The sequence below is a fragment of the Nocardiopsis halotolerans DSM 44410 genome (assembly GCF_000341065.1).
GTDB classification, from domain to species: Bacteria; Actinomycetota; Actinomycetes; order Streptosporangiales; family Streptosporangiaceae; genus Nocardiopsis; species Nocardiopsis halotolerans.
On the sequence record NZ_ANAX01000357.1, the window covers coordinates 1 to 14,616 of the forward strand.

Here is a 14,616-nt window from a genome sequence, read left to right on the forward strand (position 1 = left end):
GCCAGCGCGCACGCGCCGGCCAGGAGGGATCGTCGTCTCATCGTCGGGCCTTTCGGTTCTGGGCCGTGTCCTCCACGGCCCGGAGGATGGTGTCCTGACACCGGGTCAGGAGGTCTCGTGAACGCTGACGGCGCCCGAGGGGCACCAGTCGGCCGCCGTCAGGGCGCGCTCGCGTTCCTGTTCGGAGACGTCGGCGCGGAGCAGGACCACCAGGCCGTCGTCGCCTTGGTCGAAGAGGTCGGGGGCGGCGCGCACGCACTGCCCCGCTCCGGCGCACACGCCGGTGTCGGCGTGCAGGCGCAGCGGGCCGGGGAGGTCCGGTCCGGGCGGTGCCGTCTCCGGCGGGCTCCCGTTCTCCGTGTCGGACGCGGGCGCGTACTCGGGTCCGTCGGGGCTCACCACGTCACCGGCACCTCCTCCAGGCCGAAGATCGCCGAGGCCGAGCGCTGGGGCAGTTCCTCCGGCGGCACGGCCGGGCGCAGGGTGGGCACCCGCTCGAACAGGGTGCGCAGGGCCACCTCGATCTCCAGGCGTCCCAGGTTCTGCCCCACGCACTGGTGCGTCCCGTAGCCGAAGGCGACGTGGCCGCGCTGCGGGCGGGTCACGTCCAGCCTTCCGGGATCGGGGAAGGCGGCGGGGTCGCGGTTGGCGGCACCGAGCAGGGCGATGTAGCCGTCGCCCGCGGGGATGGTGGCCCCGTCCAGGGGGATGTCCTCGGTGGCCACGCGCAGGGTGATGACGTCGGCCACCGACAGGTGGCGCAGCAGTTCGTCCACCGCGCCCGGCCACAGCGAGGGGTCCCTCCGCAGCAGGGCCAGCTGTTCGGGGTGGTCCAGCAGGGCCAGCGCCGCGAGCGGGATCATGTTGCGCGAGGTCTCGTGCCCGGCGTTGAGGGTGATGCCGATCTGGGAGAGCAGGGACTGGCGGGTGATCTCGCCGCGCGCCAGGGGGCCGGTGACCAGGCGGCTGATGAGGTCGTCCCGCGGGTCGGCGGCCTTCTCGTCGATGAGCCGGTTGATCAGCCCGAACAGGTCGGCGAGCGCGGAGCCCACCTCCTCCTCGGTGCTGTCGCGGCCACCCGAGACCGTGGTGACGCGCCGGAAGAACTCCAGGTCCTCCAGGGGCACTCCGAGCAGGCGGCAGATGACGGTCGTGGACACCCGGTTGGCGTACTCGCCGACCAGGTCGGCGGGGGCGGGCCGGGCGAGGAGGTGGTCGGCCTGCTCGGCGCAGATCCGCTCGATCTCCGGGCGCATCCCGCGTACGCGGCGCACCGTGAACTCGCCCACGAGCATGCGGCGGACGCGGGTGTGGTCGGGCGGGTCCATGCGGATGAACGGGCGCAGGTCGGCGGCGACCGCCTGTTCGCCCCTGCCCAGGGCCGGAAAGGCGGGGTGGCGCGCGTCGGAGCTGGAGGCGGGGTGGGACAGCGCGGTGCGCACGTCGTCGTAGCGGGTGAGGAGCCAGGCCTGCTTGCCGCTGGGGATCGTGACCCGTGTCAGGGGTGCGGCGGCGCGCATCCCGTCGTAGGCCTCGGGCGGGGAGAAGGGGCAGGAGCGGGCCAGGGGGAACTCCGCCGCCGGCGGCGGGACGGCGGAACCGGACTCCTCGGACGCGGACGCGGTCATCTGTGACGTCTCCTTGAGGGGAACGAAGGGGAAAGGGGTTGGCGGGGGTGGCCCGCATGGAGGTGTGTCGTCGCGGGCGGGGTTCGGGGGTCGCTGTGAGTGCGGTTCATGGCGGGTCGTGTGTGGTCCGCGCGCGATGGTGGGGGCGCCGCGCGCGGACGCGATGCGGACCGGTTCGGATGGGTCACGGCCGGAGGACCGGCCCGGGTCAGGACGGTTCGGCGGTCAGCCTCCAGCCCCGGGCCCGCTCGCGCGCACGGGCGAACTCGGCGTGGCGCCCTCCCGCCGCGAGGAGTTCGTCCGGGGTACCGGTCTCGGCGACGCGTCCGGCGTCGAGGAAGACGACCCGGTCCGCGGCGGCCACGGTGGCGGGGCGGTGGGCGATGACGAGCACGGTGCGCTCCCGGGCCAGCGCGACGGCGGTCGCGGTCAGCAGCGCCTCGTTCTCCGCGTCCAGGGCGGCCGAGGCCTCGTCCAGGACGACGACGGGTGCGTCCTTGAGCAGGGCGCGGGCGATGGAGACCCGCTGCTTCTGCCCTCCCGAGAGCGAGGCGCCGCCCTCACCGACCCGGGTGTCCCAGCCGTCGGGGAGTTCGGCCACCACCGCGTCGAGCCCGGAGGCGGCGGCCACCCGGTCCAGGTCCTCGCGGGTGGCGCCGGGGTCGGCGAGCAGGACGTTCTCGGCGATGCTCGCGTCGAACAGGTACACGTCCTGGAAGACCATCGCCACGTGCCGGGTGAGTTCCTCGCTGCCGATGGAGCGCACGTCGACCCCGCCGACGCGCACGCTGCCCCCGTCGGCGTCGTGGAAGCGGGCCAGCAGGCGGGCCACCGTGGTCTTGCCGGAGCCGGAGGGCCCGACCAGGGCGGTGAGCGTCCCGGGTTCGGCCCGGAAGGAGATCCCGTCCAGGACGAGGGGGCCGTCCTCGGCGTAGCGGAAGCGCACGTCGTCGAACTCCACCGACGCGTCCAGCGGCGGTGTCGGGGTCGCGGGCTCGGGGAGCGGACGGGCGTCGAGGACCGCGTTGATCCGGTTGAGTCCGTTCGTCGCCATCCTCAGCGCGGCGCCCTGGTCGGCCGCCCCCGACAGGGGGTGGACGAACCTGGCCACGAGGACGAGCAGCGCGACCGCCAGGGGCGCTTCGAGGGTGCCGCCGAGCGCGAGGAGGACGGCGCACACCAGGAGCAGGCCGAAGGCCAGCCGTACGGCGAAGGAGTAGCCGAGCAGGGCGGGGACCGCGCGCAGCAGCAGGCGGCGGGCCGCGCCGTGCTCGGCCTCCAGCGCCGCGTGGAGGCGTTCGCCGCTCTTGCCCGCGCGGCCGAAGGCCCGCAGCACGGGCTGGGCGCGGGCGTACTCCAGGACCCGGTCGGCGGCCTCGTCGGTGACGGCGTCGCGGGCGGCGTCGTTGCGCCCGACCGCCTCACCGGACAGGGTGAAGACCATCCACAGCGGGGGCAGGCAGGCGGCCGCGGCGAGTGCGACCCGCCAGTCCCACACGAACAGGGCCAGGACCGAGACGACGGGGGTGACCACCGCGTCGGCCAGAGGCGGGTACAGGTGTACGGGCAGGCTGGTGGCCCGGGAGACGCCGTCGGTGGCGAGGCGGTTGAGCTCACCGACCCGGCCTCCGGTGAACCACCCCAGCGGCAGGCGGACGACGTGGTCNNNNCAGGGCCCGCGAGAGCGCGCCGCCGACGCGGAAGTTGAGGTACAGGCTGCCCGCGCGCAGGACCGCGTAGGCGGCGGTGGCGCCCAGCAGCACGGCCACCCAGGGCCAGGCCCGGTCCGGGTCGGGACCCAGGAGGTGGGACAGCACGGGCACCAGGAGGGCGAACAGTACTCCCTGGAGGGCCGAGACGACGGTGGTGAGCGCGAGGCTCGCGCGCATGGGCCCAGCCTGTTCGGGTCCCAGGGCCTTGAGGAAGGCTCGGATCACTGGTCTTCTCCCGGTTCGTCTCGTACGTTCCCGTCGGCCCCGCCCCCGCCGCGGACACCTCCGTCGCCGACGTCCCCGTCACGGGCGCCCGCGTCGCGTGCGTCCGGGTGCTGGGCGCGCCACAGGTCGGCGTACCGGCCGCCGCGCGCCAGGAGCTCGCCGTGGGTGCCGCGCTCCACCACGCGGCCGTCGTCCATGACCGCGATGAGGTCGGCCCCGGCCACGGTGCTCAGCCGGTGCGCGATCACCAGGACCGTGCGGCCCCGGGCCAGTGCGCTGAGGGCGTCCTGGATGGCCGCCTCCGACACCGGGTCCACGGCGGCGGTGGCCTCGTCCAGGACCAGCACGGGGGTGTCGGCGAGCAGGGCGCGGGCGATGGAGACCCGCTGGGCCTCACCTCCGGACAGGTCGGCGTCCTCACCCACCACGGAGTCGTAGCCGCGCGGCAGCGCCTCGATCCGCTCGGCGACGCGGGCGGCGCGGGCGGCCTCCTCCACCTCGGCGCGGGTGGCCCCGGGACGGCCCATGGCGATGTTGTCGGCCACGGTCTCCCGCAGCAGCCGCACGTCCTGGAAGACGAAGCCGACCGTGCGGTACAGCTCCTCGGCGGGGACGTCGCGTACGTCCGCCCCGCCCACGGTCACCGATCCGGCGGTGACGTCGGCGAAGCGCGCGGGCAGGGTGGCCAGGGTGGTCTTGCCCGCGCCGGACGGACCGACCAGGGCGGTCACGGTGCCCGGTTCCAGGACCAGGTCCACGCCGCGCAGGACCTCCTCTCCCTCCTCGGCGCCGTCCTGGGCCGGGTAGGCGAAGCGCACGTCCTCGAAGACCACGCGTGCGCCCCGCGGCCCCCCGCCGGAGCCCTCGGGCAGGGGCGGGGTGGCGAGCAGGTCGCGGACCCGTCCGGCGGCGGACCTCGCCGTCTGGATCTGCTGCACCCGTGAGCCGATCACGTTCATCGGCGCGCACAGCGCCGGGGCCAGCAGGGCGAAGGCCACCACCGACACGGGCTCGCTCCAGCCCAGGGCGGTGAAGCCCGCTCCCGCCGCCACCACGGTGACGGTGACCGTGGGCGCCGACAGCACCAGGAAGGAGGCGACCGTGACCGGGGTGGTGGCGCGCGACCAGGAGACGAAGAAGTCCGCGAAGGCGTCGGCGGCCCGGGTGAAGCGCTCGTGGGCCCTGTGGTGCCCGTTGAAGTGCTTGACCACCTGGATGCCGTCGACGAACTCCACGGCCGCGGTGTTGATCGCGCCCATCGCCTCGGCGTACTCGGCCATCTTGCGCATCGACCCGGCCATGGCCCGCGCGAACAGCAGCACGCCCGCGGCCACCGGCAGCACCGCGACCAGGGTCAGGCGCCAGTCCACGAGGGCGAGGTAGGTCAGGGCGACGACGGGGACCGCGACGACGGCGGCCAGGTCGGGAAGGGTGTGGGCGACCAGGGAGTGGACGTCCTCGATGTCGTCGTGCAGGACCTTCTTGACCCGCCCCGAGCCGCGGCCGGAGAACCAGCCCAGCGGGACCCGGCCCAGGTGGCGGGCCAGGGCGTGCCGCACGGACAGCTGCATGTCGTTGTCGGCCAGGTGGCCGACCAGTGTGGAGGCGGTGCCCGCGGCCAGGGCGGCCACGGCTCCGGCCAGCGCGACCGCGACCAGCGTCCACACCAGGGCGGTGTCGGTCGGCCCGTCGGCGAGCAGCGCCGCCGCCGTCTCGGCCAGGCAGACCAGGGGGACGAGTCCGAGCGCGCTGGCCAGGCCCTGGAGGACCACGGCCGTGCGGACGCGCCCCCGGACGGGTTCCAGGAGGACGTCGAGCGGGGAGGGCGCGCGTCCGGTCCCCGTCTCCGGCGCGGCCTGTGTGCGCGGGGCGGTGTCCTGTGCGGTGCTCACCTGACCAGCACTCCGATCTCCGGGGTGGCCTCGCGGCCAGTCCGGGGCAGGCGCCGCACGGACAGTCCGGACTCCTCGGCCAGCCGCTCGACGCCGAAGGTCTCCCAGTCGTACTCGTCGTCGACGGTGCGGACCAGGTCGCCGTCGCGGAGGACGCGCCACTGGGTGCGCCAGCGCATGGTGCCGGGACCGGCGGGTTCACCGGACATCCACCACTCGTAGGTCTGCTCGCCCACGGTCTCGCGGCACATGCGCACGGACGGGACGGAGCGGGGGGTGCCCACCCCCATCAGCTCCACGACCACGGGGCCGCCTGGGGGGAGCCGGTCGGCCAGGCGCCGCCACAGGGTCAGGCGCTCGGCGCGGGGGATGTGCCCGGCCACGCCGAAGACGACCGCGGCCGAGATCGAGTCCGGCAGCGGCAGGTCCTGGGCGGGTTCGGGCAGCACGGTGACGCGGCGGCGCAGGTCGGGGTCGGCGAAGACGCGGCTGGTGAGGATGGCGCGCATGTTCGGCGAGGGTTCGGCCGAGTGGATCCTGGCCGAGGGCAGGATCTCGGCGATGGCCGCGGTCACCAGCCCGGTGCCCGCGCCGATGTCGACGACGGGGCCGTGCGCGGTGTCCAGGCCGGTCAGCGCCGCGCGCAGGGCGGGTGTGCTGGTGACCATGTGCCGGTGGCCCACGAGGTCGAAGAACTCGGCCCCCGGGGAGTAGTAGTCGATGGCGGGAATGGTGTCCTCCAGGTTCTGCGGCGTGGTCAGGGGGTGCTCGGCCAGGGGCCGGGGGCGGCGGCCAGCGCCGGGTCCAGGCGGCGCAGGACCTCGGAGACGACGGCCTCCCGTTCGGGACCGAGGTAGAAGTGGTCGCCCGCGAACACGCGCACGTCCACGCGGCCTTCGGTGGTGGCCGACCAGCGCGGGGCCAGGTCGGCGTCCACCTCGGGGTCGGCGTCGCCCAGGAACACGCTGACCGGGCAGCTCAGGGGCGGCCCCGGGAAGGGCGTGTAGCGCTCGATGAGCCGGTAGTCGTTGCGGACGTAGGACAGGACCGCCTCGCGCAGGGCGGGCTCGTCCAGGACCTCGCGCCGGGTGCCGCCCAGGCGGACCAGTTCGGCGACGACCGCGTCGTCGTCGGCGAGGTGGACGCGTCCGGGAGGGGCGTCGGCCGGCGCCCGGCGCCCGGAGGCGAACAGGCGGTCCGGTTCGGGGAGCCCGTCGGCGCGCAGCCGCCGGGCCAGCTCGTAGGCCACGGCCGAGCCCATGCTGTGGCCGAACAGGGCGTAGGGCCGGTCGAGAAGGAGGGCGAGCTCGTCGGCGACGGCGGCGACGACGGTGGCCATGTCGTCGACGGGGGCCTCGCCGAAGCGGTCCTCGCGTCCCGGGTACTGCACGCACACCAGGTCCACGCCGGGCGGGAGGAGCGCCGCCCAGGCCCGGTAGGCGTTGGCGCCGCCGCCCGCGTGGGGCAGGCACACCAGGCGCGCCCGTGCCCCGGGGCGGGGGCGGAAGCGGCGCAGCCAGGAGCGCGTGGTGGCGGGGGTCATGGGGTTCCTGACCTTTCTCTCGGGATTGCGTTGCCGGACGTCGGAGGGGACGCCGGACCGGTCCTTCGTGTCCCGTGGTTCTCCGTCCCCGACCGGGCGGAACGGGTCCGGAGGGCTCCGTGCGGGACCGTCATGGCGCCGCCTCCCCGTGGAGGACCGGCTCCAGGTCGGCGGCGCGGACGTGTCCGCCGGGCGGTCCGGGGCGGATGATCTCCGGGCGGCCCAGGCGGTCGGTGGTCTCGTGCCACAGGCGGCACACGCCGAGGTCGAACCGGCCCCGGACCAGCGGGTCGGCTCCCGCGCGCGCGTCGGCGGCGAAGTCGGCCAGGGCGCGGGTGAGCGCCTCGGGCCACAGCTGGTCGAAGACCCCGCGGTGGGACGGCGCCCCGGTGCCCTCCAGGACCGTGGTGGCCGGTTCGTCCAGGTGCGCGGTGCCCGGCCCGGAGGAGCGGAGGCGGCCGTGGGCGTCGCGGGGGGCGTACAGCCTCGGCTGCCAGAGCACGGGACCGTGGGTGTCGGCCAGGGTGAGCACCCCGTGCTCGGTGCCCAGGGCCAGCCGGTGCCAGAGCAGGGCGTGGTTGTCGCCGTCGGAGGGGTCCATCTGGTTCTGCACCCGCAGCGTGAGGGGGGTCCGCCCGACGGTCGCCTGGAGGACCCGGTAGGGCTGCGGACGCGCGGCCAGGCGTGCCGCCCCGGGGTCCTCGGCGAGCGGGTCGCCCAGCGCCCAGGGGCGCAGGCCGCCCAGGGCGAGGCCGAGCACGTCCAGGAGGGGGTACAGCACCTGGATGGCGGACGTGGCGTCGGCGAAGAGCACCGGCCCCCGCTCCCGCAGGGCGCGGGGCGNTCGGTGCGACGTGCCGGTAGAAGGGGTTGAGGTGGTAGACCGCTCCCCCGCTCCGGGCCGCGCGCAGGGCGGCGGCGAGCTCGTCCTGGTGCACGGGGTGCTCCTGGAGGACGTGCACGCCCCGTTCCAGCAGGGCGCGCGCCAGCTCGCCCCCGGGTCCTCCGGAGACCGCCGAGCCCACGACCACGCAGGCCGCGTCGACGTCGTCGGGGACCTGGTCGACGCCGGTGTACAGGGGCACCCCGGCGTCGGCGGCGTAGCGGCGGGAGAACTCCCCTCCGCGGGCGAGGATCCCGACCGGTTCGAAGGTGTCGGGCATCCGGGCCAGCGCGTCGGCGTAGAAGCGGCCGAATCCGGTGCCGCAGAGCAGCACGCGCAGGGGTCGCGGGTTCACAGGTCGCCCTCCTCGATCCCGGCCCCGCCGGTCGGGGCCTCCTCCACCCGCAGGGTTCCGGCCGAGGGGTCGTCGAACAGGGCGGCGACCGTGGCGGCGGGGTCGAGGACGTCGGCGGCGTGGTGTAGGCCCCGGGGCACCCGCCCGCGCGCCACCGCGTCGGTCGCTTGCGCTCCCACGCGGCCGGTCATGCGGTAGCTGTCGGGGAGGCCGACGGTCATCGTGCGCCGTTGGCCGGAGGGTCCGGTGAGGGCGTACACGAGCCGGTAGTAGGGGGTGCGCCCGGCCAGGTCCAGGTCGGCGGCGCGCCGCAGGCGGGCCGCCGCGTCCGCGGGGTCCGCTCCGGGGCGGCCCGCGACAGAGGTCAGGACGGCCCTGGTGTGCTCGCCCGGGTGGACGTTGTACCACTCCAGCTCGCGCAGGCCCAGGTCGGCGGCCAGTCGGCGGGCCTCCCCGGTCAGGAAGGGCTGGACGAACGCGGTGCCGGGGAAACCGGGCACCCGGGCGCCGTCGGCGGCGCGCAGGGCCCGCCCGACGACCCTCCCGTCGCGCCATGCGGCCAGGGGCTCGCCGAAGACCGCGACCGGGTCCTCTGCACCGGGCAGGGAGAGGAGCAGGTCGCCCGCGGCGGCCTCGGTGCACCTCTCCAGTCCGCCCGCGTGGACGGTCATCCGCTCCAGACCGTACCGGTCGGCGAACCAGCGCGGCAGCAGGGCGGACAGGCCGGGGAGCACCCCCGCCGACAGGACGACCGCGGAGTCCCGTGCGGCGGGGGTGCGGCTCAGGCGGTCGTGCGCGGGGCCGTCACCCGTCACGTCCACGTAGTCGGCACCGGCGGACAGGGCGGCCGCGGCCACCGCGTCCGCTATGCGGTAGGAGGGTCCGGCGCAGTTGAGCACCGCGTCGAGGCCCTCGCAGAAGGTCCGTAGGGACTCCGGGGAGTCGGCGTCCACCGGCCCCGCCTCGGTGTCCCCGCCCAGTTCGGCGGCGAGCTCCGCCAGGGGACGGGCGCGGCGCCCGCCGAGCAGGAGGCGGGTGTGTCCGAGGGCGCGCAGGTGGCGGGCCGCGGCCGTACCGACGGCCCCGGAGGCGCCCACCACGCCCACCGCGCGTTCGGTCGTGCCGCTCACCGGACCACGTCCCCTCCGGTGACGGCCTCCAGGCGCTTGAGGACGCCGGGGGCGTAGGGCACGGACAGCAGGCTGAAGTGGTCGCCGGGAACGTCCACGATGTCCAGCTCGCCCAGGACCAGGCGCTCCCAGTAGGTGGTGACGCTCTCCTTGTCGCCGGGGAAGGGGTAGGCGCCGCCGTGGCGCAGGAAGGTGACGTCTCCGGCGTAGGGCTCGGGCTCGTAGCGGGAGATGGCGAAGACGCTCTGCCGGAAGATGGCGAACATCTCGTTGAGCGCCTCGGGGGTGTAGGTCCCGGCCGAGGGGGGCACGGCGGCGCACATCCGCTCGATCCTGGTCTGGCGGGGCATCCGCGCCAGCTCGCGGAACCGCTCGGCGACGTCGGCGTACTCGCCGGTCAGGCGGCCGATGGCACCGTCGGCCAGCAGCCCGGGGGTGGCCTCCAGCAGCTGGTCGGAGGCGGCCGACACCCGGTTCTCGTCGGCGGGGAAGCCGACCGCGACCGGGTCGATGCCCATCATGACGGCGAAGGCGTACTCCGAGATCAGTTCGTCGTCCAGGCGGAACGGCGGCCGGTGCGTGCTGATGGCGGTGAGGGAGGCCACCTCGGCGCCGGCGTCGGTGAGCGTGCGCGCGACCTCGGTGGCGACGAGCCCGCCCAGGCAGTAGCCGACGACGTGGAAGCGGTCCCCGCCGCGTTCGAGCAGGGCGTGGGCGTAGTCCGCGGCCCACCGCCTGATCACCTCGGCGGGGTCGGCCTCCAGGAAGGAGGGGATGTCGGGCAGCTCCAGGCCGACCAGGGTCCCCCGCCCGCGCGATCGGCGCCGGATCTCGGTGATGAGGGAGCGGTAGGGGATCAGGGTTCCGGTCCCGGCGTGGACCAGGGCGGTGACCGCTCCCCCGCCCGGCCCGTTGAGGGGGACGTAGGGATCGGGCTTTCCCTCGTCGGAGGCGCGGACCTGGTCGGACAGGTCCCGGAGGTAGGCGGCCAGTCCGGCGACGGTGGGGCGGCGCAGCATGTGGCGCAGGACCACCTCCCACTCGATGTCGGCGCCGGTGTCGGGCAGGACCTCGCCGAGCCGGCCGACCATGCGGGCGACCAGCAGGGAGTCGCCGCCCAGCGCGAAGAAGTCGTCGTCGCGGCCGACCGCGCCGCGCTCCAGCAGCTCGGCCCACAGCGCGGACAGGGCGCGTTCGAGGTCGTCCGCGGGCTCTCCGGTGGCCGTGTCGGCCGTTCCCGGAGCGTCGTCCCCGGGCAGGCTCCGCAGGAGAGCGGCCCGGTCGACCTTGCCGTTGGCCGTGAGCGGCAGCGCGTCCAGCAGCCGCCAGTGGGCGGGCACCATGTACTCGGGCAGGCGGGTGGCGGTGTGGCGGACCAGTTCGTCGGCGGTGACCGGCGTCCGGTCCGTCTTCACCCGGGCCAGGTACAGGGTCTGCCCGGTTCCGGCCAGGCGGTCCTCCGCCCCGGGCAGGGCCGGGGCCGCCGCGGCGCCGACCCGCTCCAGGGCCTCCTCCCACTGCTCGCGGGTGAGGAAGGTCTGGTCGTGCTCGGCGCGCGCGTCGCGGTGGCCGCCGTCCAGCCCGTCGAGGAACTCCATGGAGACCAGCAGGGCCGGGTCGTGCTCTGTGGTGGTCTCGACGAACAGCAGCCGCCCGCCGGGGGCGAGGAGTTCGGTGACGCGTGCCAGGGCGGCGTCGGCGTCCACGGCGTTGTGCAGGACGTTGGCGGCCACGACCGCGTCGAAGGAGTTGGGGGCGTAGCCCTGGGCCCCGGGGTCCCGGTTGAGGTCGAACAGGCCGAAGGAGACCCAGGGGAAGTCGGCGAACCGCTCCTTGGCCTCGTTGACGAAGAAGGGGGAGACGTCGGTGAAGCGGTACTCGACGTGGTGGCCCGCCAGTGCCGCGACGACGGCCTCGGTGGTGCCGCCGACGCCCGCGCCGATCTCCAGGACGCGCAGGGGCCCGTCCGCCGTCCGCCCGGCGGCGGTCTCGGCCAGGGCCGCGGCGGCGGCCGCGTTGAGGTGGCGCACGGCCAGGTTGTCGCGGTAGGCGGCGCTCGCGGTGTCCGTTCCGGCGCCGGGGAAGAGCAGGGTGCGCACGTCCAGCTCCCCGCTCAGCAGCTCGGGCAGGCTGCCCGAGCAGGCCCGCATGTACTCCAGGACCTCGGTGCCGTAGTCCACCCGCCTCTCCAGGTCGGCCAGGCGTTCCCAGGCCGCGGCCTGCTCGTCCTCGCCCACGTGGCGCAGGCCGCTCCACAGGTCGCCGTCGCGGGCCAGGCGACCGGCGTCCGTCAGGGCGCGCAGCCAGCGGCGCACGAGGCGGTGGTGGCGCCGGTCGGCGCCCAGGCGTTCGGTGATCTCCTCCGTGGTGTGACCGGTGCGGGCCGCGACGCCAGCGGTTTCGGTGGTGCGTGAGGTGTCGGCGGTACGCGTTCCGTCGGGGAAGAGCCCGGCGTCGGTGAGGGTGCGGGTGATGGCGCCCAGCGCGGCGGCGCGCATCGCGTCGAGGAAGGCGGCGAGGTCGTCGCGGTCCAGGTCCGCGGTGGCCTCGCGGACCGCCGACGCGGCGGCCGGGGCCGCGGGGTCCGGTCCGTCACCGGCGGACCCGTCGGGCTGGCGGCGGGCGGTCTCGGCGAAGGCGGCCAGGCGCCGGTCCTCGCGCCCGCCCACGGCCAGGACGGCCGCGGAGGCCACGGCGGGGTGGGACGTGAGGGCGGCCTCGATCTCGGCCAGTTCCACGCGGTGTCCGCGGATCTTGACCTGGTCGTCCTCGCGGCCCAGGAACTCGATGTCGCCCCCGGGACGGTAGCGTCCCAGGTCACCGGTGCGGTACAGGCGCTCCCCGGTGCGGGGATGGATGACGAAGCGCTCGGCGGTGCGGGCCTCGTCACCCAGGTAACCGGAGGCCACGCCCGCTCCGCCGATGTGGAGCTCGCCCGCGACCCAGTCGGGGCGGTCGCGCATGCGCTCGTCCAGGACGTGGAAGGTCTGGTTGGTCAGGGGACGGCCGTAGGGGACGCTGGGCCAGGACGGGTCCGCCTCCCCGATGGGATGGTGGATGGACCAGATGGAGCCCTCGGTGGCGCCGCCGAGGCTGAACAGCGCGGTACCGGGCAGGTGGGCGCGGACGCGGTCGGCCAGGGTGAGGGGGATCCAGTCGCCCGAGAGCAGGGCGACGCGCAGGGTGGTCGGCGCGCGGTCGGGCGCGGTGGACAGGTAGTCGGCGAGCATCCCCATCTGGGCGGGCACGGAGTTCCACAGCGTCACCCCGTGCTCGCGGGCCAGCTCGGCCCAGTGCGAGGGGTCGCCGCGGCGGTCGGCCTCGGGGAGCACGAGGGCACCGCCCGCGCCGAGGGGACCGAACAGGTCGTAGACGGACAGGTCGAAGCCGAGGGCGGCCAGGGCCAGGACCCGGTCGCCGGAGCCCACGGCGAAGCGCCGGTTGACGTCGGTGATCGTGTTGAGCGCGGCGCGGTGGGTGACCATCACGCCCTTGGGCGTGCCGGTGGAGCCCGAGGTGTAGACGACGTAGGCGAGGGTGTCGGGGTCGACGGGCCGGGGCGGGACGGCGTCGGGCATGTGCGCCTCGGGGACCGTGTCGACCTCGATCGGGCGGACGCCCTCCTCCCAGTCGCCGATCTCGGCCAGCCAGGACTGGGTGAGGACGTGGCGCACCCCGGCGTCGCCCAGGATGGCGCGGCGGCGGGCGGCGGGCTGGGTGGTGTCGACGGGGACGTAGGCCGCTCCGGTCAGCAGGACGGCGTGGGCGGCGATCACCTGTTCCACGCCCTTGTCCATGACCACGGCGGCGCGGTCGCCGGGGCCGCAGCCGCCTGCGCGCAGCTCCTCGGCCACTGCGGTGATCCGCGCCCACAGCTGGCCGTGGGTCAGCGTTCCCCCGGGGTGGACGACGGCGGGTGCGTCGGGGTCGCGCAGCGCCGCGGCCAGGGCGTCCTCGTACAGCAGGGCGTCGGGCAGCGGGCCCTCGGTGGCGTTGGCCACTGCCCGGGTGAGGAGCTGGTGGGCGGGGAGCCCCGCCGGGTCGGCCTCGTCCCAGGGTTCGTCGGACAGGGCCAGGCGTCGCAGCAGGTCGGTGTAGGCGCCGAAGGCGTCGTCGGCGAGGCCGTCGGGCAGGACGCCCTCGCGCACGTCCCAGCGCACGGCCAGGGCGTCCCCGGCCCGGGAGACCTGGCAGTCCACCCACACCTGCGGGGTCTGGGACAGGCCGTGGACCTCGCGGGCGGCCCAGGACGCGCGGTCGTCCTCCTCCTCGGTGCCGATCGCGCCGGTGAAGACGACCGGCATGAGCACGGCGGCCTCGTCGCGGCGGCGCGACAGCTCGGCCAGCAGCTCGTTGCCCGAGTACAGGCAGTGGTCGACGTCCTCGATGAGGCGGCCCTGCCGTGCCCGGGCGCGCTCGGTGAAGGTGGCGCCGTCGTCGGCGCGCACGGCCAGCAGGGTCAGCGAGGTGAAGTCGCCGACCACGCGGTCCACGTCCGGGTGCAGGGGCAGCCGCTGGGACACGGGGAGGTTGAGGGTGAAGTCGGGGCGGCGTGACCACAGGGCCAGCACCTCGGCGTAGGCGGCCAGGGCCACGCTGGCGGGGGTCAGCCCGCGCTCGGCGGCCCGGGCGCGCAGGGCGCTCCACTGTTCGGGCGGCAGCGTGGAGGACAGGCGGGTGAAGCGGGCCGAGGCGTCGGAGGAGTGCTCGACCAGGGGCAGTTCGGGTGCGGGCGGCAGGTCGTCGGCGCGTTCGGCCCAGTAGGCGCGGTCGCGGTGGTGGCGGGCGCCCTCGCGCAGCGACCGGTGGGCGAGCACGTAGTCGCGGAAGGTCACCGCCAGGGGCGGCAGGGGGTGCGCGGGGTCCTCGTAGAGGGCGGCGAGCTCGTCCAGGAGCAGCCGGACGCTGGTGTAGTCGGCGGCGAGCAGGTCGACGGACAGGTGCAGGTGGGCGCGGTCGGCGCCCCGGGTGAGGTGGAGGCGTACCAGGGGCCAGGTGGAGGGGTCGGGGACGAGGTCGCGCATGCGCTCGCGGGCGCGGGCGGCGTGCGCGGCGGTGTCGCCGTGGCCGACCTCGGTGACGGTCAGCGACTCCCCCGGCGCCTCGGGCAGGACCCGCTGGTGCCCCTCGGGGGAGACGACGGCGCGCAGCATGTCGTGCCTCCGCACCAGGGCGTTCCACGCGGTGCGCAGGCGGTCGGGGTCCAGGTCGTCGAACTCCAGCTCGGCGTAGGCGTGGCAGGGGGCGC

10 protein-coding genes and 1 pseudogene (1 of these 11 only partly in view) are annotated in these 14,616 nt (G+C 75.6%); all 11 read right to left on the bottom strand.

The genetic code is table 11. The features are described 5' to 3' along the window. Positions 1-105: 105 nt before the first annotated feature. Positions 106-399 carry a ferredoxin gene (locus tag D455_RS0126260; RefSeq protein ID WP_241480387.1) on the bottom strand — a complete coding sequence of 98 codons (294 nt, stop codon included), beginning with the start codon at positions 397-399 and terminating at the stop codon, positions 106-108. Beyond that, complete coding sequence (locus D455_RS0126265; protein ID WP_017573643.1) at positions 396-1,628, bottom strand: cytochrome P450; 1,233 nt, start codon at positions 1,626-1,628, stop codon at positions 396-398. Before D455_RS0126265 ends, D455_RS0126260 begins: the two co-directional genes overlap by 4 nt. Before the next feature lie 208 nt (positions 1,629-1,836). Further along, entirely contained in the window at positions 1,837-3,525 is a 1,689-nt protein-coding gene (locus D455_RS31735; protein ID WP_449289324.1) for an ABC transporter ATP-binding protein, read from the bottom strand. A 36-nt stretch (positions 3,526-3,561) separates the two neighbouring features. Then, positions 3,562-5,457, bottom strand: coding sequence for an ABC transporter ATP-binding protein (locus D455_RS0126275; RefSeq protein ID WP_017573644.1), 1,896 nt, complete (start codon positions 5,455-5,457; stop codon positions 3,562-3,564). Then, on the bottom strand, positions 5,454-6,125 hold the full coding sequence (locus D455_RS0126280; protein ID WP_017573645.1) for a class I SAM-dependent methyltransferase: 672 nt from the start codon (positions 6,123-6,125) through the stop codon (positions 5,454-5,456). Before D455_RS0126280 ends, D455_RS0126275 begins: the two co-directional genes overlap by 4 nt. A gap of 89 nt (positions 6,126-6,214) precedes the next feature. Then, positions 6,215-7,000: a thioesterase II family protein gene (locus D455_RS0126285; RefSeq protein WP_017573646.1), complete on the bottom strand. Its 786-nt coding sequence runs from the start codon at positions 6,998-7,000 to the stop codon at positions 6,215-6,217. A gap of 130 nt (positions 7,001-7,130) precedes the next feature. Next, entirely contained in the window at positions 7,131-7,814 is a 684-nt protein-coding gene (locus D455_RS35665; protein WP_017573647.1) for a hypothetical protein, read from the bottom strand. A 118-nt stretch (positions 7,815-7,932) separates the two neighbouring features. After that, positions 7,933-8,163, bottom strand: a pseudogene (locus tag D455_RS35670) (Gfo/Idh/MocA family oxidoreductase); the annotation flags it as partial. 71 nt (positions 8,164-8,234) lie between these two features. Then, positions 8,235-9,368: a saccharopine dehydrogenase NADP-binding domain-containing protein gene (locus D455_RS0126295; RefSeq protein ID WP_017573648.1), complete on the bottom strand. Its 1,134-nt coding sequence runs from the start codon at positions 9,366-9,368 to the stop codon at positions 8,235-8,237. Beyond that, on the bottom strand, positions 9,365-14,536 hold the full coding sequence (locus D455_RS31745; protein ID WP_241480388.1) for a non-ribosomal peptide synthetase: 5,172 nt from the start codon (positions 14,534-14,536) through the stop codon (positions 9,365-9,367). The genes D455_RS0126295 and D455_RS31745 overlap by 4 nt, the downstream gene beginning before the upstream one ends. Continuing rightward, on the bottom strand, positions 14,452-14,616 hold the 3' portion of the coding sequence (locus tag D455_RS35675; RefSeq protein ID WP_449289323.1) for a TubC N-terminal docking domain-related protein. The gene runs 471 nt beyond the window's last position; only the last 165 of its 636 coding nucleotides appear in the window; its start codon lies beyond the right edge, outside the window; the stop codon is at positions 14,452-14,454. Before D455_RS35675 ends, D455_RS31745 begins: the two co-directional genes overlap by 85 nt.